The 21,591-nt window shown below is 66.1% G+C and carries 22 protein-coding genes; 13 read left to right on the top strand and 9 right to left on the bottom strand.

Annotated features, from left to right (window positions below):
* The first annotated feature begins 56 nt into the window (after positions 1–56).
* The 4 genes from mbfA to V6N07_RS08760 all read left to right on the top strand — a co-directional run bounded on the left by mbfA (position 57) and on the right by V6N07_RS08760 (position 3,517).
* Positions 57–1,031, top strand: a complete 975-nt coding sequence (mbfA, locus tag V6N07_RS08745; RefSeq protein WP_371155683.1) for an iron exporter MbfA — start codon at positions 57–59, stop codon at positions 1,029–1,031.
* Positions 1,032–1,154: 123 nt separating this feature from the next.
* Positions 1,155–2,090 (top strand): AEC family transporter, encoded by a 936-nt coding sequence (locus tag V6N07_RS08750; protein ID WP_371155685.1) that lies wholly within the window; start codon positions 1,155–1,157, stop codon positions 2,088–2,090.
* Entirely contained in the window at positions 2,091–2,897 is an 807-nt protein-coding gene (gene fghA / locus V6N07_RS08755) for an S-formylglutathione hydrolase (RefSeq protein WP_371155687.1), read from the top strand. It begins immediately after the preceding gene.
* On the top strand, positions 2,894–3,517 hold the full coding sequence (locus V6N07_RS08760) for an HAD family hydrolase (protein ID WP_371155689.1): 624 nt from the start codon (positions 2,894–2,896) through the stop codon (positions 3,515–3,517). Before fghA ends, V6N07_RS08760 begins: the two co-directional genes overlap by 4 nt.
* On the opposite strand, the gene radC is transcribed toward V6N07_RS08760, so the two are convergent.
* Genes radC through sfsA form a run of 3 tightly spaced genes read right to left on the bottom strand, consistent with a single transcriptional unit; the run spans position 3,514 to position 5,951 of the window.
* The gene (radC, locus tag V6N07_RS08765; protein ID WP_371155691.1) at positions 3,514–4,323 is read right to left on the bottom strand and encodes a DNA repair protein RadC; all 810 of its coding nucleotides are present in this window, start codon (positions 4,321–4,323) and stop codon (positions 3,514–3,516) included. The genes V6N07_RS08760 and radC overlap by 4 nt on opposite strands.
* A 60-nt stretch (positions 4,324–4,383) precedes the next feature.
* On the bottom strand, positions 4,384–5,193 hold the full coding sequence (gene map, locus V6N07_RS08770; protein ID WP_371155693.1) for a type I methionyl aminopeptidase: 810 nt from the start codon (positions 5,191–5,193) through the stop codon (positions 4,384–4,386).
* 50 nt (positions 5,194–5,243) lie between these two features.
* The gene (sfsA, locus tag V6N07_RS08775) at positions 5,244–5,951 is read right to left on the bottom strand and encodes a DNA/RNA nuclease SfsA (RefSeq protein WP_371155694.1); all 708 of its coding nucleotides are present in this window, start codon (positions 5,949–5,951) and stop codon (positions 5,244–5,246) included.
* 108 nt (positions 5,952–6,059) lie between these two features.
* Here sfsA and V6N07_RS08780 point away from each other — a divergent pair, with 108 nt between their 5' ends.
* From V6N07_RS08780 to V6N07_RS08795, 4 genes are read left to right on the top strand one after another with little or no spacing between them, the layout of a single operon-like run.
* A complete protein-coding gene (locus tag V6N07_RS08780; RefSeq protein ID WP_371155696.1) occupies positions 6,060–6,794 on the top strand; it encodes a competence/damage-inducible protein A in 735 nt (244 codons plus the stop codon).
* Positions 6,791–7,507 (top strand): GNAT family N-acetyltransferase, encoded by a 717-nt coding sequence (locus V6N07_RS08785; protein WP_371155698.1) that lies wholly within the window; start codon positions 6,791–6,793, stop codon positions 7,505–7,507. The genes V6N07_RS08780 and V6N07_RS08785 overlap by 4 nt, the downstream gene beginning before the upstream one ends.
* The gene (locus V6N07_RS08790) at positions 7,504–8,070 is read left to right on the top strand and encodes a peroxidase-related enzyme (RefSeq protein WP_371155699.1); all 567 of its coding nucleotides are present in this window, start codon (positions 7,504–7,506) and stop codon (positions 8,068–8,070) included. Before V6N07_RS08785 ends, V6N07_RS08790 begins: the two co-directional genes overlap by 4 nt.
* An 8-nt stretch (positions 8,071–8,078) precedes the next feature.
* Positions 8,079–9,014 carry an OmpA family protein gene (locus V6N07_RS08795; RefSeq protein ID WP_371155700.1) on the top strand — a complete coding sequence of 312 codons (936 nt, stop codon included), beginning with the start codon at positions 8,079–8,081 and terminating at the stop codon, positions 9,012–9,014.
* Between the two features lie 68 nt (positions 9,015–9,082).
* Here V6N07_RS08795 and V6N07_RS08800 read toward each other — a convergent pair whose 3' ends face one another.
* The 4 genes from V6N07_RS08800 to ilvD all read right to left on the bottom strand — a co-directional run bounded on the left by V6N07_RS08800 (position 9,083) and on the right by ilvD (position 14,684).
* Positions 9,083–9,988 carry a LysR family transcriptional regulator gene (locus tag V6N07_RS08800; RefSeq protein WP_371155702.1) on the bottom strand — a complete coding sequence of 302 codons (906 nt, stop codon included), beginning with the start codon at positions 9,986–9,988 and terminating at the stop codon, positions 9,083–9,085.
* A 169-nt stretch (positions 9,989–10,157) separates the two neighbouring features.
* A complete protein-coding gene (locus tag V6N07_RS08805; protein ID WP_371155704.1) occupies positions 10,158–12,188 on the bottom strand; it encodes an FAD-dependent oxidoreductase in 2,031 nt (676 codons plus the stop codon).
* A 117-nt stretch (positions 12,189–12,305) separates the two neighbouring features.
* Complete coding sequence (locus V6N07_RS08810; protein WP_371155706.1) at positions 12,306–12,941, bottom strand: DUF6478 family protein; 636 nt, start codon at positions 12,939–12,941, stop codon at positions 12,306–12,308.
* A 9-nt stretch (positions 12,942–12,950) separates the two neighbouring features.
* Positions 12,951–14,684: a dihydroxy-acid dehydratase gene (ilvD, locus tag V6N07_RS08815; protein ID WP_371155708.1), complete on the bottom strand. Its 1,734-nt coding sequence runs from the start codon at positions 14,682–14,684 to the stop codon at positions 12,951–12,953.
* 118 nt (positions 14,685–14,802) lie between these two features.
* On the opposite strand from ilvD, the gene V6N07_RS08820 reads away from it, so the two are divergent.
* The 4 genes from V6N07_RS08820 to V6N07_RS08835 all read left to right on the top strand — a co-directional run bounded on the left by V6N07_RS08820 (position 14,803) and on the right by V6N07_RS08835 (position 18,613).
* Positions 14,803–15,705 (top strand): lysostaphin resistance A-like protein, encoded by a 903-nt coding sequence (locus V6N07_RS08820; protein ID WP_371155709.1) that lies wholly within the window; start codon positions 14,803–14,805, stop codon positions 15,703–15,705.
* A gap of 77 nt (positions 15,706–15,782) precedes the next feature.
* The gene (gene accD, locus V6N07_RS08825; RefSeq protein ID WP_371155710.1) at positions 15,783–16,775 is read left to right on the top strand and encodes an acetyl-CoA carboxylase, carboxyltransferase subunit beta; all 993 of its coding nucleotides are present in this window, start codon (positions 15,783–15,785) and stop codon (positions 16,773–16,775) included.
* A complete protein-coding gene (locus tag V6N07_RS08830) occupies positions 16,772–18,037 on the top strand; it encodes a folylpolyglutamate synthase/dihydrofolate synthase family protein (RefSeq protein ID WP_371155712.1) in 1,266 nt (421 codons plus the stop codon). Before accD ends, V6N07_RS08830 begins: the two co-directional genes overlap by 4 nt.
* Positions 18,038–18,088: 51 nt before the next feature.
* Positions 18,089–18,613 carry a hypothetical protein gene (locus tag V6N07_RS08835; RefSeq protein WP_371155714.1) on the top strand — a complete coding sequence of 175 codons (525 nt, stop codon included), beginning with the start codon at positions 18,089–18,091 and terminating at the stop codon, positions 18,611–18,613.
* Positions 18,614–18,643: 30 nt separating this feature from the next.
* Here the strand turns inward: V6N07_RS08835 and zapE are convergent, their stop codons facing one another.
* Positions 18,644–19,687, bottom strand: a complete 1,044-nt coding sequence (zapE, locus tag V6N07_RS08840; protein WP_371155715.1) for a cell division protein ZapE — start codon at positions 19,685–19,687, stop codon at positions 18,644–18,646.
* A 130-nt stretch (positions 19,688–19,817) separates the two neighbouring features.
* Here zapE and V6N07_RS08845 point away from each other — a divergent pair, with 130 nt between their 5' ends.
* Positions 19,818–21,071: an MFS transporter gene (locus tag V6N07_RS08845; protein ID WP_371155717.1), complete on the top strand. Its 1,254-nt coding sequence runs from the start codon at positions 19,818–19,820 to the stop codon at positions 21,069–21,071.
* 22 nt (positions 21,072–21,093) lie between these two features.
* Here the strand turns inward: V6N07_RS08845 and V6N07_RS08850 are convergent, their stop codons facing one another.
* Positions 21,094–21,585 (bottom strand): hypothetical protein, encoded by a 492-nt coding sequence (locus V6N07_RS08850; RefSeq protein WP_371155719.1) that lies wholly within the window; start codon positions 21,583–21,585, stop codon positions 21,094–21,096.
* Positions 21,586–21,591: the final 6 nt, after the last annotated feature.

A 21,591-nucleotide genomic window follows, 5' to 3' on the forward strand; every position in this document is an offset into this window, starting at 1 on the left:
TTTGGTTCACTTTTCCGTGCTTGCGTTCACGCATCGCCCGCGATCATGTTTTCGGCATGCTGACCCGGTTCGCCTTCCGTCGCCGTTTCCGCGATCTTTCCGAACAGGAAGTGCTGGCACTCGCCATCTCGGCCGAGGAGGACGATGCCCGCATCTATCGCACCTACGCCGAACATCTGCGGGCCGAGTATCCGGACACCGCAAAGGTGTTCGACACCATGGCCGAGGAGGAAGACAGCCATCGCAGGCGGCTGATCGACCTGCATGCGGACCGGTTCGGCCGGGTCATTCCCCTGATCCGGCGGGAGCACGTGGCCGGTTATCACGCACGTCGCCCGATCTGGCTGATCGAAAGCCTCGGGCTGGATCGCATAAGGGCCGAGGCCGCCGCGATGGAACGCGATGCGCATGCGTTCTACATGCGTGCCGCACAGGCGACATCCGATGCCGCAACGCGCAAGGTGCTGGGGGATCTGGCGGCCGCCGAGGCCGGGCACGAACGCCGCGCCGATGAAATGACGGCCGGGTTGGACGACACCGCGCGCACCCGCGAGGCGGACCACGCCAAGCGACAGTTCATCCTCGTCTGGGTGCAACCGGGCCTCGCGGGTCTGATGGACGGCTCCGTCTCGACCCTCGCCCCGATCTTTGCCGCGGCCTTTGCCACGGGGGACACGTGGACGACATTCGTCGTGGGTCTTGCGGCCTCGGTCGGCGCGGGTATCTCGATGGGCTTTACCGAAGCGGCATCGGATGACGGCCAGCTGTCCGGGCGCGGCTCTCCGATCAAGCGCGGCTTCGCCTCGGGGATCATGACGACCGTGGGCGGGCTGGGCCATGCCCTGCCCTATCTGATCCCGGATTTCACCTTGGCAACGACAATCGCGATCGGCGTCGTGTTCGTCGAACTCTGGGCCATCGCGTGGATTCAGAACCGCTGGATGGAAACGCCCTTCTGGCGCGCCGCCCTGCAGGTCGTGGCAGGTGGCGCACTGGTCCTTGCCGCGGGCATCCTGATCGGATCCGGGTGACGCCGCAGCAGCGGCCATTCCGCCGCATCGCACCCCGCCCCCGGCTGGACAGGACCACGGCGGCCACGCCTTGTGCGCCAGTGCCGCTAGACACCCCCCGCGCCGAGGGATAGCGATGCAGCCATGCTGGCGATCTTCCTGAAAACCGTCCCCTTCTTCGCCTTGATCGGCCTCGGCTATTTCGCGGGACGCACGAAATTCTTCAACGAGGAAGCCACCGCCTACCTGACGAAGTTCGTGTTCTACTTCGCGTTGTCGGCGCTGTTGTTCAATTTCGCGGCCAATCTGACCCTGGCAGAGATCTTCGACGGACGGTTCATCATCGCCTACCTCTGGGGGTGCGGCATCGTCTATCTGATCGCAACCGCGGTTGGGTTCCTGCGCGGCCTGACCGTCGCGGAATCCGCGGTCGAGGCGCAGGTCGCGACCATCGGCAACGTCGGCTTTCTCGGGATACCGATGTTCGTCCTGATCCTTGGGCCCGAAAGCGCGGGACCGATGCTGATGATCCTGGCGACCGACCTGATCGTCTTTTCGTCGCTGATCGTGATCCTGATCACCGGGTCACGCGAAGGTCGCATCACGATGCGGACGCTGCGCACCGTGGGCCTTGGCCTCGTAAAGAACCCCATGATCGTCTCGATCACCCTTGGCATTGCGTGGTCCTCGACAGGCCGGACCCTCTGGACGCCCGTCAACGAATTCCTGACGATCCTCGGGGCCGCCGCCACGCCCGGGGCCCTGTTCGCCATCGGGGCATCGCTTGCGGGCAAGACGGCCGAGCGGTTGTCGATCGCGGGCTGGCTGACCTTCTGCAAGCTCGTCATCCATCCCGTCGCGGTCGGCATCTCTGCGATCTACATCTTTCCCGTCGCGGACCCCTTTGCCGTGACCGTCATGGTCTCGGCGGCGGCCATGCCCGTGGCGGGCAATGTCTACATGCTGGCGCAGCACTATGGCGTGGCCCCCCAACGGGTCAGCGCCGCCATCCTCGTATCGACGGCCGTGTCCATCGTGACCCTGTCGGCGGTCATTTCCCTGTTCACCGGAGGATCCTGAATGAAGACCCTGTCCGAAAATCGCTGCTTTGGTGGCACCCAGGGCGTCTATGCCCATGCCTCCGACGCGACGGGAACCGAAATGACCTTCGGCCTGTTCCTGCCCCCTGACCCCACGGGCGCGGTGCTGTGGTATCTGTCCGGCCTGACCTGCACGCATGAAAATGCCATGACCAAGGCGGGCCTTCAGGTCTGGGCGGCCGAGGCGGGCCTGACCGTGGTTTTCCCCGACACGTCCCCGCGCGGCGACGCCGTCGCGGACGACGACAATTACGACATGGGCCAAGGGGCGGGCTTCTACGTCGATGCGGATGAGGCACCGTGGGCACCGCATTTCCGCATGGAACGCTACATCACCAACGATCTGCCCGAAACGGTGTTTGCCGCCTTCGACCTCGATGACACGCGACAGGCGATCACAGGGCATTCCATGGGCGGGCACGGGGCGCTGACCCTGGCGTTGAAGCATCCGGGCCAATATCGCAGCGTCTCGGCCTTTGCGCCGATCTGCAATCCGTCGGCCAGCGATTGGGGCACCCCCCAATTGACGGCCTATACCGGCGATCCCGCCGCCCACGATGCAACGCACCTTCTGGCGGGGGGCGCCACCCTGCCGCCCTGCCTGATCGATACGGGCACCGCGGATCAGTTCTACGACAAGCTGGGCACCGCCGCCTTCGCGGGGGCCGTCGCCGAACACCGGGCCGAGGCACAGATCCGCCTGCAAAAAGGATACGATCACAGCTATTTCTTCGTCTCGACCTTCGTGCCGGATCACGTGGCCTTCCATGCGGACCATCTGGCATGAGCGCCCCCCGTGCAGTCGTCTTCGACATCGGCAACGTCCTGATCGAATGGCAGCCAGAGCGCTTCTTCGATGCCGAAGTCGGTGAGGCCCGCCGCCGCGCCATGTTCGAAGCCGTCGACCTGCATGCGATGAACGACCGCGTGGACATGGGCGAGAGCTTTCGCGATGTCGTCTACGCCGAGGCGGAGGCCACGCCCGAGTTCGCTGCCGAAATCCGGATGTGGCACGATCGCTGGCTGGATCTGGCGACACCGCGCATCGACCATTCGATCCGCCTTCTGCGGGCCCTGCGCGCCAAGCGGGTGCCGGTCTTTGCGCTGACCAATTTCGGGGTCGAGACGTTTGCCCTTGCCAGAACCCGGTATGAATTTCTGGACGAGTTCGACAAGGCCTTCGTCTCGGGCCACATGAAGGTCATCAAACCCGCCGCCCGCATTTACGAAATGCTGGAAGACGCGACCGGCCTGAAGGGTGGCGACCTGATCTTTGCCGACGACCGGGCGGACAACATCGCCGCCGCCGATGCACGCGGATGGCGAACGCACCTGTTCGCCGAACCGCAGGGATGGGCCGACAGGCTGGTTGCCGAAGGCCTTCTGTCGCCGGAGGAGGCGGGCTAGAGGATCCCTTCGGACCGGAACGACAGTTCCCGCGCCTTGCCGATGATCAGATGGTCATGCAGCACGATGCCCAGGACCTTGGACGCGTCCCGGATCGCGTAGGTCATGGTGATATCGGCCTCCGACGGGGTCGGATCGCCGGACGGGTGGTTGTGCACGAGGATCAGCGCCGAGGCATTGAGTTCGAGCGCGCGCTTCATCACTTCGCGCGGATAGACCGGAACATGGTCGACGGTTCCCTCAGCCAGCTGCTCATCCGCGATGAGAACGTTCTTGCGGTCGAGGTACAGGGTGCGGAACTGCTCCACCTCCTGATGGGACATGGCGGTCTGAAGATAGTCGAGCAGGGCGTCCCACGACGACAGGACGGGCCGCCCGATCACCTTGGCGCGTGCCATGCGGTGCCCCACGGCCTCCATGATCTTGATCTGCTCCACGACTGCCGGCCCTGCGCCCTTGACCTCGGACAGGCGCGCCGTGGGGGCGGCCATCACGCGGTTCAGATCGCCGAACGCAGCCAGCAGGCGCTTGGCCAGCGGCTTGGTATCGCCGCGCGGCAGGGCCCGGAACAGGATCATTTCCAGCAATTCGTAGTCCGGCATGGCGGTTGCACCGCCCGTCATGAACCGGTGCCGCAGGCGGGCGCGGTGGTCCAGCCGGTGATCCCTGTTTCCCACCATCAGGTCGGGATCGTTCGCCGAAGGCGGCGGCACGGGTGCATCGACCGGGGCACGCGTGAACAGGTCTATGGCCGAGGCTTCGGCAAAGCTGGACTGTGGGCGGGGGTCATGGGGCGGCTGGGTCATGCCGCCCACTTCGGACAAAAATGGTTAAGAAAGCCTGAAGGCCCTCAACCCGGCGCGCGACTAGCCATAGGTCGGGTGAAACTTGCCCGCCGGTGACAGGGTGAAGATCTCGGCCCCGGTGGCGGTCACACCGATCGAATGCTCGAACTGCGCCGACAGCGATTTGTCGCGTGTCACGGCGGTCCAGTCGTCGGCCAGAACCTTGGTCTCGGGACGGCCGAGGTTGACCATCGGTTCGATGGTGAAGAACATCCCCTCCTCCAGTACGGCGGCGGTTCCGGGACGACCATAGTGCAGAACATTGGGCGGCGCATGAAAGACACGGCCCAGACCGTGCCCGCAGAAATCGCGCACCACCGACATGCGATGCGCCTCGACATAGGCCTGAATCGCAAAACCGATGTCGCCGAAGGTATTGCCCGGCTTGACCGCCTCGATCCCCTTCATAAGGGCATCGTGCGTGACCTGGATCAGCCGTTCCGTCTTGCGCGACAGGCTGCCGGCCACATACATCCGCGAGGTGTCGCCAAACCAGCCGTCGACGATCACGGTGACATCTATGTTCAGGATATCGCCGTTCTTGAGAACCTTGTCGCCGGGGATGCCGTGGCAGACGACATGGTTCACGCTGATGCAGCTTGCGTGCTGATACCCCTTGTAGCCGATGGTGGCAGACTTGGCGCCCGCCTCCTCGACCCATGTGGTGATCAGATCGTTCAGGGCACCGGTCGTCGCACCGGGCACGACATGTTCGGCGATACGGTCGAGGATCTCGGCGGCCAGTCTGCCCGCCGCGTGCATACCCGCGAAATCCGCGTCCTCATGGATGCGAATTCCGTCACGGGTCAATCGGCCACGATGTTCGTCCAAGGTCTCGCCTCCGCTCTCACTTGATCGTCACATAGGATATCGCGGCGCGACTATCCACCCGCCAGCGGCAGAGGGGGGCCGGCCCAGACACCTTCGGTGGTTATTCGCGTGGACAGGCAGATGACCTCGACACCGGCGGCACGCGCCTTTTCGAAGGCGGCCGCATAGCCGGGGTCCAGATCCGCGGCCATCGCCAGCCGCCCGCAATCCGTACGCTGCACCAGATACAGCATGACGGCGCGGTGTCCTCGCGCGACCATCTTCGACAGATCCACCAGATGCCTCGCCCCCCGCAGCGTCACGCAATCGGGGAACTCGGCAAGATCGCCTGTCCGCCGCAGATGGACGTTCTTCACCTCGACGTAGGCGTCGGGCAGGCCCGCCTCGGTCAGCAGGAAGTCGACGCGGCTCCGGTCGCCATACTTCACCTCGGGCCGGACCCCGCCATAGGCCTCCAGCCCCGGCACGTCCCGCGCGCGCAAGGCCTCCCCCACCACGCGGTTGGGCACGGCGGTGTCGATGCCCGCCATGTGCCCGCCGGGCAATTCGCTGAGGCGCCATCCGAATTTCAGCTTCTTGCGGGGGTCGTCGTTCGGCTCCAGCCAGATGCGGCTGCCGGGGCTGTTCAGACCCAGCATGGCACCGGGGTTGGGGCAGTGGGCCGTCACCTCGCGCCCGTCATCCAGAACGGCATCCGCAAGGAACCGCTTGTAGCGACGCACGAGGGTGGCGGGGATCAGGGGCGTGGCAAAGCGCATGACCGGCATATACGCGCGGTTCCCGCGGACGACCATGACCGGCGTGCTGGCACAGCCCCCACCGGCGCCCTATACCCTTGTGGACACGCAGTCCCCCCGGAGCCCCAGATGACAGACCCCACCGACACCATGCCCACCGCAGCCATGCTCGTCATCGGGGATGAAATCCTGTCAGGACGCACGCGCGACGCCAACATGCATCACCTAGCCGGTGCCCTGACCGAAGCCGGGATCACCCTGTCGGAGGTCCGCATCGTCAGCGACGATCACGATGCCATCGTGGCCGCGGTGCGCGCCCTGTCGGATAAGTGGGACACGGTGTTCACCTCCGGTGGCATCGGGCCGACCCACGACGACATCACGGCGGATGCCATCGGTGCGGCCTTTGGCGTCACGGTGGATGTGCGCGACGATGCGCGCGCCCTGCTGCAGGCCCATTACGACCGGCAGGGGTCGGACCTGAACGCCGCACGGCTGCGCATGGCGCGGATCCCGGATGGCGCGACGCTGATCGAAAACCCCGTGTCCATCGCACCGGGTTTCACACTGGGCAACGTCCACGTCATGGCGGGTGTGCCCAAGGTATTCCAGGCCATGGTGGCCAGCGTTCTGCCGACCCTGACGGGGGGTGTGCCGCTGACCTCCACCTCGACCCGCATCGACAAGGGCGAAGGCGACATTGCCGGCCCTCTGGGCGATCTGGCGGCACAATTCCCGGACCTGTCCATGGGATCCTATCCGTTCCAGAAGGACGGCAAGTTCGGCGCGAACATCGTGATACGCGGGCAGGACCCGGACCGCGTCGCAACCGCGACCGCACAGCTCGAGACACTGTTCCCATGACCCTGCCGGGCGCCGAACGTATCCAGGCGGCCATCCGCGTCACCTGGCCGCCTTCGGCGCTGCTCCACTCCGGCCCCTTCGATCTGCCGGCCGAGACGTCGGGCAGCCGCCGCGCCACCTCGGCCCGTTTGCGCCCCGGTGCGACGGCGACCGTCGCCGATATCGCAGCGGTCGAGGCTCTGCGCCCCGGCACGATCTTCGGCACGACGGATGGGGTGGAGGATGATCTGGCCCGAACGCTTGCCGCCGAAGGCTATCGCGACGAGGGGATATCGGACCTGATGGCCGGCCCCGTCGCGCCCCTCGTCGGCGATCTTCCAAGGGTCAGCGGCTTTGCCCATTGGCCCCCCCTCGCGATCTGCGACGCCCTGTGGGAGGCGCATGGAAACCCGCCCCCCCGCCGTGTCCCGATGCATCTGGCCCCCGAGCCGCGCACCGCGATCCTGCTGCGGGCCAATGACCGGGCGGCAGGCGCCCTGTTCGTCGGCATCCACGATGGCCTTGCCGTGCTGCACATGGTGCTGACCCTTCCGGCGCATCGCCGTCAGGGCGTGGGCCTTCTGGGGATCCGCCACGCCGCGAACTGGGCGCGGGACCATGGCGCGGACCACATCGTCCTGCCGGTCGAGGCGGACAACATCGCCGCCACGACGCTTTACGCACGGGCGGGACTCGTCCGGCAGGGCGGATACCGCTATTGGAGAAGACAATGACAGATCGCCCGACCGCCCTCGACCTGCCACAGATGGACCCGCTGCCCGATGCGACGCAGCGCTATTTCGACATCTGCGTCGAAAAGCTGGGCTTCGTGCCGAATGTCCTGCGCGCCTATGCCTTCGACGTCGACAAGCTGAACGCCTTTACCGCCATGTACAACGATCTGATGCTGGCGCCGTCGGGCCTGTCCAAGCTGGAGCGCGAGATGATCGCCGTCGCGGTCAGCGCGGAAAATCGGTGCTTCTATTGCCTCGTGGCCCATGGCGCCGCCGTGCGCGCCCTGTCGGGGGACCCGGCACTGGGCGAGATGATTGCCATGAATTACCGCGTGGCTCCCCTGACCGACCGACAGAAGGCAATGCTCGATTTTGCCGTCCTGATGACCCGGGCCTCGGCCACGATCAAGGAGGCGGATCGCGCCACCCTGCGCAGTCATGGCCTGTCGGAGCGGGATATCTTCGATCTTGCCTCGGTCGCGGGGTTCTTCAACATGTCGAACCGCGTCGCTTCGGCCATCGCGATGACGCCGAACCCCGAATACCACGGTCAGGCGCGGTGAACCGGGCGGTGGCAGGTCTGGCCCTTGCCGGGGTCGTGGCGACCGGCCCCATGGGGACCGCACCCGCCACCGCCGCCGAACTGACCCTGCCGGCCCCCGCCACCCTGACCCATGTCGACACCCGCCCCTTGGCCACCCATCGCGTCGCGACGGGACCCTGGGCGCAAACCACACCGTTCGAGGCGGTCGAGGGCGCCGTGCAACGCCAGGTCTGGCAGTTGTCGGCACCGGACATGACGCCTTTGCAGATCCTCGCCCCCCTGCGCGAACAGCTGGTCGCGGACGGCTACGAGGTGCTGTTGGATTGCGAGACGCGGGGGTGCGGTGGCTATGACTTCCGCTTCGACATCGACGTGACCGCAGCGCCCGAAATGTTCGTCGACCTTGCCGCCTATCGATACCTGTCGGTCCGCAAGGACGATGCCTGGGTCGACCTTGTCGTCAGCACATCAGCCGGCATCGGTTATGTCCAGCAGACGACCGTCGCACCGGAGGGCAGCCTTGCCCCCGTCACCAAGAGCGCGTCGAACCCGACGCCGACCCCGATGATCACCCCGGTGGCAGAGGGGGACATTCTTGCCGCACTGACGACGACCGGCCGGGCCGTCCTCGCGGATCTGGAATTCGACACGGGGTCCACGACGCTGACACGGTCGGATTACGCGTCGCTGTCGGTCCTTGCCGACTTCCTCGAGGCGAACCCACGGGTCACCATCGCGCTGGTCGGCCATACGGATGCCGAAGGCGGGGCGGCCGGAAACATGGCCATCTCGCGCAGCCGTGCCGACAGCGCGCGCGCCCTGCTGACCGGCACCCACGGAATTGCCGCAAACCGGGTGGAAACTCACGGCGTCGGCTTTTTTGCCCCCCTTGCGCGCAATGACACGCTGGACGGACGGGAAGTGAACCGCCGGGTCGAGGTGGTGATCACCTCCACGGAGTAGGCCTGAACGCAAGACGCCCCCGGACCATGAAAACCGGGGGCGCCCTGCGGAAAGAGGGGGGGGGGGGCCTACCAGTCCCCGGCGCCCTTGTCGCGAAAGCTCTCGACAAGGAAATCGATGAAGGCGCGCACCTTTGGCTGCGTATAGCGGCCGGGCGGATAGACCGCGTAGATGCCCTGGGTCTCGGGGGACATGCCTTCGATCGCGGGCACGAGGCGTCCGTCCTTGAGCGCTTCGGCATAGAGGAACGACGGCAGGAACGCGATGCCGAGGCCATTGCAGGCGGCATTCAACAAGGATTGCCCGTCATTCACCGTCAACCAACCGGCGGACCGCACCTGACGCTTTTCGCCAGACGGCGCCGTCAGCTTCCAGACCGATCCGTTGGCCTGGTTCGAATAATGCAGCAGCTTGTGCTCGTTCAGGTCATCGATCCGCTGGGGGCGGCCGTATTCCTCGAGGTATTCGGGCGAGGCGATCATCATCTTCTGCGTCTCGGCCAGTTTGCGTGCGCGGAGCGAGCTGTCCTCGAGCTCACCGATGCGGACGGCAAGATCGAACCCTTCGGAGATCAGCTCCACGAAGCGGTTGTTGAGCACCATGTTGACCGTGATGTCGGGGTATTCATGCAGGAAGGACCCAAGGATCGGCGACAGGTGATTGACCCCGAAATCCGTCGCCACCGACACGCGCAATACGCCGGATGGTGCCGATTGCATGGCCGTAACCAAGGCGTCCGCCTCGCCTGCATCGTTCAGGACCCGACGGGCACGGTCGTAATAGGCGAGACCGATCTCCGTCGGGCTGACCCGACGTGTCGTCCGGTTCAGAAGACGGGCCCCGAGGCGCGTTTCGAGCGAGGAGACATGCTTGGATACCGCCGACTTCGAGATGCCGAGCTTCTTGGCGGCATCGGTGAACCCGCCCTGGTCGACGACCGTGGCGAAGGCTTCCATTTCCGAGAGACGATCCATTGGGGGCAGACCCTTGCACTGTTAAACTGTTGCAAGGTTGATGCCCGCGGAATGCGGCAAGACCGTGCCCCACCTGCGCCAATGCCGGGTTCGTTTCTGGATTAGACTGGGGCGGGAAACAGGGAAACAGTTAAGGTTTTCGCCGTTTCCCCCCGATACCGATTGCCCTTCAAAGCGTCGCGGCCAGCCGCGCGCCCTGGTCGATGGCGCGCTTGGCATCCAGTTCGGCGGCCACATCCGCGCCACCGATGACGTGACAGGCAACGCCCGCTTCGGTCAGGGCATCGGCCAGCGTCCGGTCCGGCAATTGTCCCGCGCACAGAACCACCGTGTCGCATGCGACAAGGGTCGGACGCTCCCGCGCCTCGCCGAAACTTATCTGCAACCCTTCGGGTGTGATGCGCTCGTAATTCACCCCGGGCACCATCCTGACGCCCTTCATCTGAAGGCCTGCACGGTGAATCCAGCCGGTCGTCTTGCCCAGACGCTTGCCGACCTTTTCGGCCTTGCGCTGAAGCAGGGTCACCTCGCGCGATGCGGGTTCCGGCTGCGGGCCTTCCGGGTCGATACCGCCGCGGTGCGCACCGGGATCGGCCACGCCCCATTCGGCCAGCCAGGCCTCCACGTCCTCGGTGGTGGAGGGACCGTCGCCATGGGCCAGATAGTCGGCGGTATCGAACCCGATCCCCCCGGCCCCCACGATGGCGACACGCTTGCCGACCTTGGCCCCGCCGCGCAGAACATCGATGTAGTCGACCACGTTCGGTCCGTCCTGCCCGGCGATCCCCGGATCGCGCGGCATGACGCCGGTGGCGATCACGATTTCATCGGCCCCCGACAGGTCGTCGACAGACGGGGCCACGCCAAGGCGCAGATCGATCGAGGGGTGGTCGACCATTCGCGTCATCCAGTCGACGAGGCCCACGAACTCCTCCTTGCCGGGAATGACCTTGGCCATGTTCAACTGACCGCCGACCGCGTCGGCCTTGTCCCACAGGGTGACGCGGTGTCCGCGTTCGGCGGCGATCATCGCGACGGTCGCCCCAGCCGCCCCGGCGCCGACCACGGCGATATGGCGCGGCGTGTCGGCGGGGGCATAGGACAGCTCCGTCTCGTGACAGGCGCGCGGGTTCACGAGGCAGCTGCTGATCTTGCCGCTGAAGGTGTGGTCCAGACAGGCCTGGTTGCAGGCGATGCAGGGCGCGATATCCGCCGCGCGCCCCTCGGCGGCCTTTCGGACGAAATCCGCATCCGCAAGGAAGGGGCGGGCCATCGACACCATGTCGGCGCAGCCATCGGCAAGCACCGCCTCGGCCACCTCGGGGGTGTTGATGCGGTTCGACGTGATGATCGGGATGGACACTTCCCCCATCAGCTTACTGGTAACCCAGGTAAAGGCGCGGCGCGGCACGCTGGTGGCGATGGTCGGGATCCGCGCCTCGTGCCAGCCGATCCCGGTGTTCAGAATGTTGGCGCCCGCCGCCTCGATCTGGCGGGCAAGGCTCACGACTTCCTCCCATGTCTGGCCCTTGGGGATCAGGTCGATCATGGACAGCCGGTAGATGACGATGAAATCCTCGCCGACCGCCGCGCGCACCCGGCGCACGACCTCTACCGGCAATCTCTGACGGTTTTCGACGCTGCCGCCCCAGCGGTCCGTGCGGCGGTTGGTGTGTTCGACCAGAAACTGGTTCAGGAAATAGCCTTCGGATCCCATCACCTCGACGCCATCGTAGCCCGCCTCGCGGGCCCGTACGGCGGCGGTCACGATATCGGCGATCTGTTTCTCGATCCCCTCCTCGTCCAGCTCCTTGGGTGCGAAGGGCGAGATGGGGGACTTGATCGGGCTGGGTGCCACGCATTCGGGCCCGTAGGCATAGCGTCCCGCGTGCAGGATCTGCATCGCGATCCTGCCGCCCGCATCATGCACCCGGTCGGTGACGATGCGGTGGTTGGCGATGTCGTCGGGGGTGAACAGACCTGCCGCGCCGGGAAAGACACCGCCTTCGCGGTTGGGCGCCATGCCCCCCGTGACCATCAGGCCGACACCTCCGGCGGCACGTTCCGCATAGAAGGTGGCCACGCGGTTCCAGTCCTTCGTCTCCTCCAGCCCGGTGTGCATGGACCCCATCAGCACCCGGTTCTTGAGGGTCGTGAACCCGAGGTCGAGGGGCGCAAGCAGGTGCGGATAATCGGTCATGGCAAATCCTCCTGCCCGACTTCCTGCCCAGACGCGGGGCGCATGTCACGCAGGAACGCTGCGTCAGAATGCCGTTCGCGCCCGATGGGGGCGGATGCGCGAGGCACGCGCGGGGGGTTACAGGTCGGCGCGCGGCCGCCGGGTCACCGTCAGATCCTCGATCCGGATCGACGTATCCCCACGAGGATCGAAGGTCAGGTCGACCCACGCGCCTTCAAGGCGCGCCGGCTTGACATGCAGGAACCCAAGATCGAACTCGGCAAGGACGGGCGTCGTCGGGTCCACCGACGGCGCGACCCCCGTGACAAGCTGGTCGACGTTCGGCCCCTGCCGGATGTTCAGCCGGGCAAACATCGGACCCGGATGCGGCACGAGCATCCGCAAGGTAAGGATAACGACGTGATGGCGCCGCAGGGTCATGGCCCCGTCGGCCGGCAGGTCGAGCGCCAGCGACAGAAAGCTGCCGTCGAATGCACCGACCCGCAAAGTGATCGCATGGGGCACGTCGCCCGCCGCCTGTGACAGCGACAGATCCGCATGATCGCAATCGTGGTGCAATGCGACGCCGACGCCCAATCGGGTGCCCGGCGCGACATGATCGATCGTCGATGGCGTCATGCCCGCCGCCCACGGGGCGGGGCGCCATGCCCAGTCGCATTGCGCCGGACGGTCGATGCCTTCCTGACCGACCTCGGGGGTGGCAACCGCCGCCTGTTGGCGGCGGCGCAGTCGTTCGATCAGACGGGGGGGCATCGAGGCCCCCTACAGGTCCATGTAGATATGCTCTTCGGACTTGGCGCCGGGGTGGGTGCAGGCCCCGTACTTGGCCGAACCGACAAGCTGTGCGAACTTCCACAGGGCACCCGACGCGTAGATCGTCTTGCGGGGGCCTTTCCAATCGGCCTTGCGGGCCTCCAGCTCCTCATCGGTCAGGTCGACCGACAGCGTGCCCTCGATGGCGTTGATGGTGATGACATCGCCATTCCGCAGCAGGGCGATGGGCCCACCGTGCGCGGCCTCCGGGCCGACATGTCCGACGCAGAACCCGCGCGTGGCCCCCGAGAACCGCCCGTCGGTGATCAGGGCGACCTTCTTGCCCATGCCCTGACCGGACAGGGCGGCGGTGGTGGCCAGCATTTCGCGCATACCCGGCCCGCCTGCGGGGCCCTCGTTGCGGATGACGAGGACTTCGCCTTCCTCGTACTGGCGCGCCTTGACGGCCTCGAAGGCCTCTTCCTCGCACTCGAACACCCGCGCGGGGCCGGTGAACAGCTGATGCTGCGCCTCGATGCCCGCGACCTTGACGATGGCACCGTCGGGGCAGACGTTGCCCTTCAGGCCGACAACACCGCCCGTCTTGGTGATGGGGGTATCGACCGGATAGATGACACGACCGTCGGCTTCACCCTTGATCCGGTCCAGCTCCTCGCCCATCTCGCGGCCGGTGGCGGTCATGCAATCCTCGTGGATCAGGCCCGCGCGGCGCAGCTCCTTCATCACGACGGGCACGCCGCCCGCCTCGTAGAGGTCCTTTGCAACATACTGACCGCCGGGCTTCAGGTCGACGAAATAGGGCGTATCGCGGAAGATGTCGCAGACGTCGCCCAGATCGAAATCGATCCCGGCCTCGTGCGCGATGGCGGGCAGGTGCAGACCGGCGTTGGTCGACCCGCCGGTGCAGGCCACGACGCGGGCCGCGTTTTCCAGCGACTTGCGCGTGACCACGTCGCGGGCGCGGATGTTCCTTTCGAGCAGGTTCATCACCGCCTGACCGGAGGCGATGGAATACTGGTCGCGGCTTTCGTAGGGCGCAGGCGCGCCGGAGGAATTCATCAGCGCAAGACCGATTGCCTCGGACACGCAGGCCATCGTGTTTGCGGTGAACTGACCGCCGCAGGCCCCCGCGGAGGGACAGGCGACGCGCTCCAGGATCTCGAGCTCCGCATCGGACATGTTGCCGGCCTGGTGCTGACCCACGGCCTCGAAGACATCCTGGACGGTCACGTCCTTGCCGTTCAACCGGCCCGGCAGGATCGAGCCGCCGTAGATGAACACCGACGGGGTGTTCAGACGCACCATGGCCATCATCATGCCCGGCAGCGACTTGTCGCACCCCGCCAGACCGACCAGCGCGTCATAGCAGTGGCCACGCATCGTCAACTCGACCGTGTCGGCAATCGCCTCGCGCGAGGCGAGCGAGGAGCGCATGCCTTCGTGGCCCATGGCGATGCCGTCGGTGACGGTGATGGTCGTGAATTCGCGCGGCGTGCCGTTGCCCTGCTTGACGCCCAGCTTGACGGCCTGTGCCTGACGGTTCAGCGAGATGTTGCAGGGGGCCGCCTCGTTCCAGCAGGTGGCGACGCCGACCCATGGCTGATGGATCTCATCCTCGCCCAGACCCATGGCGTAGAAGTAACTGCGATGAGGCGCGCGCGCGGGCCCTTCGGTCACATGGCGGCTTGGCAGCTTGGATTTGTCCGTAGGCGTCTTGAGCATGATGTCCTCCTGTCCGTCCCGGTCGGGGATAGAGAAGGCCGCAATTACAGACAAGCGCGATTGCCGCGCGGGACGGCCCCCGCTAAGGTCCGAACAAAACATATCGAGGGCATCGAGCATGTGGACCCCCGAATTCCAGAGTTTCGTGGCCCCCGCGCGCGCGAAACCGCAGGTCTGGCGCCTGCTTCTCGGCATTGTCACTGTGCTGGGCGTCTACATGCTTGGCATCATCGCGATCCTTCTGGCGGTCTGGGCCCTGGCGGGCAACGCGGGCCTGACCGGCTGGATGCAGCGCATCGCCCTGGCCGACACCCCAACCGCGGTCCTGCTGATGCTGGCTACCTTCACAGGCATGGCCGCCGGCTGTGGCCTCGCCGTGCGGGCATGGCACGGGCGGGCGGCATCGACGTTGTCGGGCGCCGGAACCGCCCGCGGCTTTGCCGTCGCGGGGATCATCGCGGCCGTGGTATTTATCATGACCATGGTGATCCTGCCCGCGCCCTTCACGCTGATCCGCAACACGCCCGCCGACCTGTTCCTGTCCTTTCTGCCGCTCGCGATCCTCGGCCTGCTGGTGCAGACGGGGGCGGAGGAGGTGCTGTTCCGGGGATATCTGCAACAACAGGTCGCGGCGCGGTTCGATCACCCGTTCGTCTGGATGGTGCTGCCTGCCTGTCTTTTCGGCATGCTGCATCTCGACCCCGCGACCGCCGGGCCGAATGCGTGGCTTCTGGTGGCTGCGGCGACCCTGTTCGGCCTTGTTGCCGCCGACCTGACCCGGGTGACCGGGTCGATCGGCGCCGCCTGGGGCATGCATTTCGTCAACAACGCCTTTGCCGTCCTGATCGTGGCGCTGGACGGGTCGCTTTCGGGTCTGTCGTGGTGGAAGACACCGTTCACCGCCACGAACACCGACATTCTGCGACCGCTCATCGCGCAGGACCTGATCACCACGATCATCATCTGGGCCGCGATCCGGCTCTGGCTTGCCAGACGGACGGGCCGGGCCGCCGCGAATTGATCGGGCGTTGCGTCAATTGCATTCCGCGCGCGTGACGCATATCTCGCCCCAATGACCCCCTGCCGAGGAGAGCCGCGATGAACTGGATCTCGAACTACGTCCGACCCACCATCAACTCGCTGTTTTCCCGGCGCGAGGTGCCGGAGAACCTGTGGACCAAGTGCGATGAGTGCAGCACGATGCTGTTCCACAGGGAATTGAGCGACAACCTGCAGGTCTGCACGAACTGCGGCCACCACATGAACATCACGCCGCGCGAGCGGTTCAAGGCGCTGTTCGACGGCGGTATCTTCACGCCCGTGTCCGTGCCTGCCCCGATCGAGGATCCGCTGAAGTTTCGCGATCAGAAACGGTATCCCGACCGCCTGAAGGCCGCCCAGAAGGCCAGCGGCGAAGCCGAGGCGATGCTGGTGGCCGAGGGCGAGGTCCACAAGACCCCCATCGTCGCCGCCGCACAGGATTTCAGCTTCATGGCCGGATCCATGGGGATGTACGTCGGCAACGCGATCATCGCCGCCGCCGAACGCGCGGTCGAACTGAACCGGCCGCTGGTCCTGTTCTCCGCCGCCGGTGGCGCCCGCATGCAGGAAGGGATCCTGTCCCTGATGCAGATGCCGCGCACGACGGTCGCGGTCGAAATGCTCAAGGAAGCGGGGCTGCCATATATCGTGGTGCTGACCCATCCGACGACGGGCGGGGTCACCGCCTCCTATGCGATGCTGGGCGACGTCCATATCGCGGAGCCGAATGCCCTTATCTGCTTTGCTGGCCCCCGCGTCATCGAACAGACCATCCGGGAAACACTGCCCGAAGGGTTCCAGCGTGCCGAATACCTGCTGGATCACGGAATGCTCGACCGCGTCACGCCGCGCGGACAGCACCGGGACGAGATCGCGACGATCCTGCGGATGCTGACCGGCAAGGGCCCTGTCGTGCACGGGGACCTGCCGCGCCCGATCGAGACGACGGTTCCCGACGCGGCACCGGCCGAGGCGCCCCTGCCCGTTGCGGAGCCTGACCCGATCGTCGAATCCGACGCCCCCAGCACCCCGTCGGACCCGTCAAAGTGACCGATACTTCCGATGTCGTCCTCGATCGGTTGATGACATTGCATCCCAAGGTCATCGACCTTGTCCTCGACCGGGTGCACCGCCTGCTGGAGGTGTTGGACCACCCGGAAACGCGGCTGCCTCCGGTGATCCATATCGCGGGCACCAATGGCAAGGGATCGACCCTTGCGATGCTGCGCGCGGGGCTGGAGGGGGCAGGCGATCGCTGTCATGCCTATACCTCGCCGCATCTGGCGCGGTTCCATGAGCGCATCCGTCTGGCCGGGACCCTGATCTCCGAAGATCGGCTGTCGGACCTGCTGGCCGAATGCGAAGCCGCCAATGGCGGCGCGCCGATCACCTATTTCGAGATCACGACCGTTGCGGCCCTTCTGGCGTTTTCGCGCACGCCCGCTGACTGGACCTTGCTGGAGGTCGGGCTGGGCGGGCGGCTGGATGCGACCAACGTGGTCAACCCGGCGCTGACCGTCATCACTCCGGTATCGATGGACCACGAGGGGTTCCTCGGGGATACGATCGAAAAGATCGCCGCCGAAAAGGCCGGCATCCTGAAGCCCGGCGTGCCCTGTATCGTCGGCCCGCAGGACGACGCCGCGCTGGACGTGATCGAGTATCGCGCCGCCCGCCTGAATGCTCCGCTGCACATCCACGGGCAGCACTGGCATGTATCCGAGGAAAACGGCGCGCTGGTGTTCCAGGACGAAAACGGTCTGATGGATCTGCCGCCACCCCGCCTGATCGGGGCCCACCAGATCCAGAATGCCGGCATGGCGGTGGCCGCCCTGCGCCTTCTGGATCGCGCGCAAGGCGCCCCCGCGGCGATGCGCGATGCGACGTGGCCCGCGCGGATGCAGCGCCTGTCCCACGGTCCGCTGGTCGAGGCTGCGGGCACCTGCGAGCTGTGGCTTGACGGGGGGCACAACCCCGCCGCAGGCGCAGCCCTGGCCGAGGCCCTGACCCGCCTGCCGCCGCGCCCCCTGCACCTGATCTGCGGGATGCTGAACACCAAGGACGCTGCCGGATACATGCGCCCCCTTGCGGCGCAGGCGACGCATCTGCACGCCGTCTCCATCCCCGGCGAGGCGAATACCCTGTCGGCCGCCGAAACGCGCGCCGCGGCGGAACGCGCAGGTCTGACAGCGACCGAGGACCGGTCCGTCGCCGAGGCCATTGCCCGCATCGTCGCCACCGAACCGGATGCCCGGATCCTGATCTGCGGATCGCTGTATCTGGCAGGGCGCGTCCTGCGCGATAACGGCTGATCGTCACGACTGCCTGTTGCACCGCGATCAAGGCGCGCTCAATAGTTCCCCATGTTGACGCGCACCCTTCTGCTCCTGCTGGCGACGACCTGTCCTGCGCAGGCCATCACGCACACCTTCTGCTGGCGCGGCGCCGATGGGTATCGCATCGAGGGCTACATTTCGTACCCGGATACGGCACAGGGTTGGCTGATCACCGAAACCACGGTCAGCGGCTTTGGCATCACCGGATGGCGGCATGACGTCTATCTGGGACAATGGTCGCGCAAGGACGTGACGCCGGACACGTCATGGACGCTCCGCTTCGACAGCCGGACCCTGTCCTTTCCGATGGGCGGACACCGCGAGGACGGCACCTATCAGGCATGGAACGCCGGCGGCTTCGCGGATGATTGCGGCGATCCCGGCTTCGGCTTCAACGGGGGCAACCGGGCACAGGATGTCTGTGTCGACGGGGTGTTTATCGACGAAAGCGGGATCGACCCGGATACCCCGCTGTCGGTGTCGCCCGACCCGGACAACCCCTGCGGTCCGCTGCCGATGTCGGCCTTGCCCGAGGGGCGTCATTTCGGGTGACGCGGCCGCCGCCGGCCCCACCGCATCGCGTCAACCCTCGGCGCCCCACCCTTCGGCCTGCATTTCCCGCAGGCGGCTGGCCGTGCGTTCGAACTCGAACACATCCGGGCCGGACAGGTCCTCTGGCTCCGCCTCGGCGCTGACGATCAGTTTCACGCCCGCCTCGTACAGGGCATCGACAAGGGTCACAAAGCGTCGCGTCTCGTTTCCATGCGCCCTGTCCAGCCGCGGCACATCGGTCAGGATCAGGACACGCACCGCCTGCGCAAGGGCAAGATAATCGCCCGCCCCCAGTGGCCGCCCGCACAGTTGATCGAACGAGGCCCGCGCCACGCCCGAGGAAAAATCCCGCAGCTGCAGATCGCGCCCCTTGATGCGCAGGGTCAGCCCCTCGCTGCGCCCTCCCGACAGCCGCGCCCAGACATCGTCGAGCGCACCGCCCCCGACGAAATACCGAGGCTCGCCCGACAGCCGGTCCTGACGGTAGTCACGGGGGCTGACGAGTTCATGAACCAGCATCCGATCCTTCAGCATGTCGATGAACGGCAGGAACAGGGCGCGGTTCAATCCGTCCTTGTACAGATCATCCGGCACCCGGTTCGACGTCGTGACGACGCGGACCCCGCCTGCGAACAGCTTTTCGAACAACCGCCCGACGATCATCGCATCGGTGATGTCCGTGATCTGCATCTCGTCGAAACACAGAACACGCACATCGGCGATGACCGCATCGGCAAAGGGGCCGAGGGCATCGACGGTTCCGGCCGTGCGCGCTTCGTGCATCGCCTCATGCGCCTGTTGCATGAAGGCGTGAAAGTGGACACGCCGCGACGGGACCGGTGATGCCTCGTGGAACAGATCCATCAACATGGACTTGCCGCGCCCGACACCGCCCCAGAGATAGCATCCCATGATCCCGTCCGGGGCCTTCCTGCGCCCGAACAGGCCCCGCTTCGGCGGCTGCTCCAACAGTTTGCGCACCTCCTCCAGCGGGTCGAGGGCGGCTTTCTGGGCGGGGTCCGGTGTCAGGGTGCCGTCGGCGACACGCGCGTCGTAAAGGTCATGCAGGGTCATGGGCAGCACCCTTCACGGCAGACGTCCCCAGTGGCAAGGGGGATGCGGAGGGGGACCGATCAAGAAAATGCATGGCTCGCCTCAGAAACGCTGAATTGACGCGGACAGGCGGATCGCCGCATCTGTCTGCATGACCCACAGCTCCCGTCTCGTGACACCCGTTCTCGTCTCCGGCTGCATCGTCCTGATGATCGGCTTTGCCATCCGCGCCAGCTATGGGGTGTTCCAGCTTCCCATCGCGACGGAGTTCGGCTGGCCCCGGGCGGAGTTCAGCCTTGCCATTGCGATTCAGAACCTGGCCTGGGGCATCGGACAGCCGATCTTCGGCGCCATCGCGGACCGCTTCGGGGATCGCAAGGCAATCATCGCGGGCGTGATCTGCTACGCTGCGGGTCTGCTGCTGTCGGCGGGGGCGGTCACGCCCTTCGGGCATCAGGCCCTGTCGATCCTCGTGGGCTTCGGCATCGCGGGGATGGGGTTCGGCGTAATCCTTGCCATCGTCGGGCGCGCCGCGTCGGACGAGAACCGCTCGATGGCACTGGGCATCGCGACGGCCGCCGGATCGCTGGGTCAGGTCTTTGGCGCGCCGGCGGCGGAATTCCTGCTGTCGATGTATTCATGGCAGGAGGTGTTCATGATCTTCGCCGGCGTCGTCGCCCTGTCGCTGTTCGCCCTGCCGATGATGCGGGCCCCTGCCGCCAGCAAAGCCGAACTGGAGGAGTCGATGGGCACGATCCTCGGCCGCGCTTTACGGGATCCCTCCTATGCGCTGATCTTCGTCGGGTTCTTTTCCTGCGGCTATCAGCTGGCCTTCATCACGGCGCATTTCCCCGCGCTGGTCACCGAAATGTGCGGCCCGATCGATCCCGGCAGCACCCTTCATTCCATGGGCATCACGACGACGTCGGCACTTGGCGCGGTGTCTATCTCGCTGATCGGGTTGGCAAATATCGCGGGCACGCTGTACGCCGGATGGCTGGGCAAGCGGTATTCACGCAAGTACCTGCTGGCCGGAATCTATCTTGGCCGAACCATCGTCGCCGCAGCCTTCATCATGATGCCGATCACCCCCCTGTCGGTCATCCTGTTCTCGGTCGCGATGGGGTCGCTCTGGCTGGCCACCGTGCCGCTGACCTCCGGCCTTGTCGCGCATATCTACGGTCTGCGCTACATGGGCACGCTCTATGGCCTCGTCTTCTTTTCGCATCAGCTGGGGTCGTTCATCGGCGTCTGGCTGGGCGGGTCGCTGTATGACAGCACCGGGTCCTATGTCGCGGTCTGGTGGGTCGGTGTCGGTGTCGGCCTGCTGTCGGCCATCGTCCACCTGCCGATCAACGAGGTGCCGCTGGGCAAGCGTCTTACGGGCGTGCGCATCGGGGCATAGGCGGCAGATCTTCGTGCCTGCCCTAGGGCGCGACACACCCACGAGCCAGGCATGAGAGCGCATCGGACCGGTTCCTTGGCGTGGATGGCAAGGCGAACCGGGGGCACGGCCCCGCCGTCAACCGATCACCCTCCGCGGTCCTTTCGAGGAACAGCAGATGCGCTCCGACGGGGATCTGACCGCACCAGGCGGCGACACAGGTCACATCGACCGTGACCGGCCCGGCATAGGCGTGGTCGAACCCGTTCCGCGTGGCGAGATGCCCCTCGAACGTCGCTTCAAGGCTATAGCCCACACGATGGTTCGGATTGTCCGGGGCGGCCGGAATCCGTTGGCCGGGCACCGGGGTCAGACGCCCGACTCCCATGACATAAGTCGCGTCGCTATCGTCAGCTGCGGCAAAGCTGGTCTGAACAGTCGGGCTCAGACAGGACAGGGCGGAGGCAGGCTGGGCGATGCCCGCGGCAAGCACCGCAAGCGCGAGATGGATACGGCTGGCGAAAGGGGCGGTCATGGCGCC

This window comes from Jannaschia sp. 2305UL9-9, from assembly GCF_041403465.1.
Taxonomy (GTDB): domain Bacteria; phylum Pseudomonadota; class Alphaproteobacteria; order Rhodobacterales; family Rhodobacteraceae; genus Jannaschia.

Excerpts from the sequence above, each read along its gene's own strand:
- V6N07_RS08845 (WP_371155717.1), top strand. The coding sequence starts at position 19,818 with ATGACCCACAGCTCCCGTCTCGTGACACCCGTTCTCGTCTCCGGCTGC.
- radC (WP_371155691.1), bottom strand. The coding sequence starts at position 4,323 with ATGACCCAGCCGCCCCATGACCCCCGCCCACAGTCCAGCTTTGCCGAA.
- V6N07_RS08760 (WP_371155689.1), top strand. The coding sequence starts at position 2,894 with ATGAGCGCCCCCCGTGCAGTCGTCTTCGACATCGGCAACGTCCTGATC.
- V6N07_RS08850 (WP_371155719.1), bottom strand. The coding sequence starts at position 21,585 with ATGACCGCCCCTTTCGCCAGCCGTATCCATCTCGCGCTTGCGGTGCTT.
- zapE (WP_371155715.1), bottom strand. The coding sequence starts at position 19,687 with ATGACCCTGCATGACCTTTACGACGCGCGTGTCGCCGACGGCACCCTG.
- ilvD (WP_371155708.1), bottom strand. The coding sequence starts at position 14,684 with ATGCTCAAGACGCCTACGGACAAATCCAAGCTGCCAAGCCGCCATGTG.
- V6N07_RS08750 (WP_371155685.1), top strand. The coding sequence starts at position 1,155 with ATGCTGGCGATCTTCCTGAAAACCGTCCCCTTCTTCGCCTTGATCGGC.
- V6N07_RS08835 (WP_371155714.1), top strand. The coding sequence starts at position 18,089 with ATGTTGACGCGCACCCTTCTGCTCCTGCTGGCGACGACCTGTCCTGCG.
- V6N07_RS08780 (WP_371155696.1), top strand. The coding sequence starts at position 6,060 with ATGACAGACCCCACCGACACCATGCCCACCGCAGCCATGCTCGTCATC.
- V6N07_RS08800 (WP_371155702.1), bottom strand. The coding sequence starts at position 9,988 with ATGGATCGTCTCTCGGAAATGGAAGCCTTCGCCACGGTCGTCGACCAG.
- accD (WP_371155710.1), top strand. The coding sequence starts at position 15,783 with ATGAACTGGATCTCGAACTACGTCCGACCCACCATCAACTCGCTGTTT.
- V6N07_RS08810 (WP_371155706.1), bottom strand. The coding sequence starts at position 12,941 with ATGCCCCCCCGTCTGATCGAACGACTGCGCCGCCGCCAACAGGCGGCG.
- V6N07_RS08820 (WP_371155709.1), top strand. The coding sequence starts at position 14,803 with ATGTGGACCCCCGAATTCCAGAGTTTCGTGGCCCCCGCGCGCGCGAAA.
- V6N07_RS08785 (WP_371155698.1), top strand. The coding sequence starts at position 6,791 with ATGACCCTGCCGGGCGCCGAACGTATCCAGGCGGCCATCCGCGTCACC.
- fghA (WP_371155687.1), top strand. The coding sequence starts at position 2,091 with ATGAAGACCCTGTCCGAAAATCGCTGCTTTGGTGGCACCCAGGGCGTC.
- mbfA (WP_371155683.1), top strand. The coding sequence starts at position 57 with ATGCTGACCCGGTTCGCCTTCCGTCGCCGTTTCCGCGATCTTTCCGAA.
- V6N07_RS08790 (WP_371155699.1), top strand. The coding sequence starts at position 7,504 with ATGACAGATCGCCCGACCGCCCTCGACCTGCCACAGATGGACCCGCTG.
- sfsA (WP_371155694.1), bottom strand. The coding sequence starts at position 5,951 with ATGCGCTTTGCCACGCCCCTGATCCCCGCCACCCTCGTGCGTCGCTAC.
- V6N07_RS08805 (WP_371155704.1), bottom strand. The coding sequence starts at position 12,188 with ATGACCGATTATCCGCACCTGCTTGCGCCCCTCGACCTCGGGTTCACG.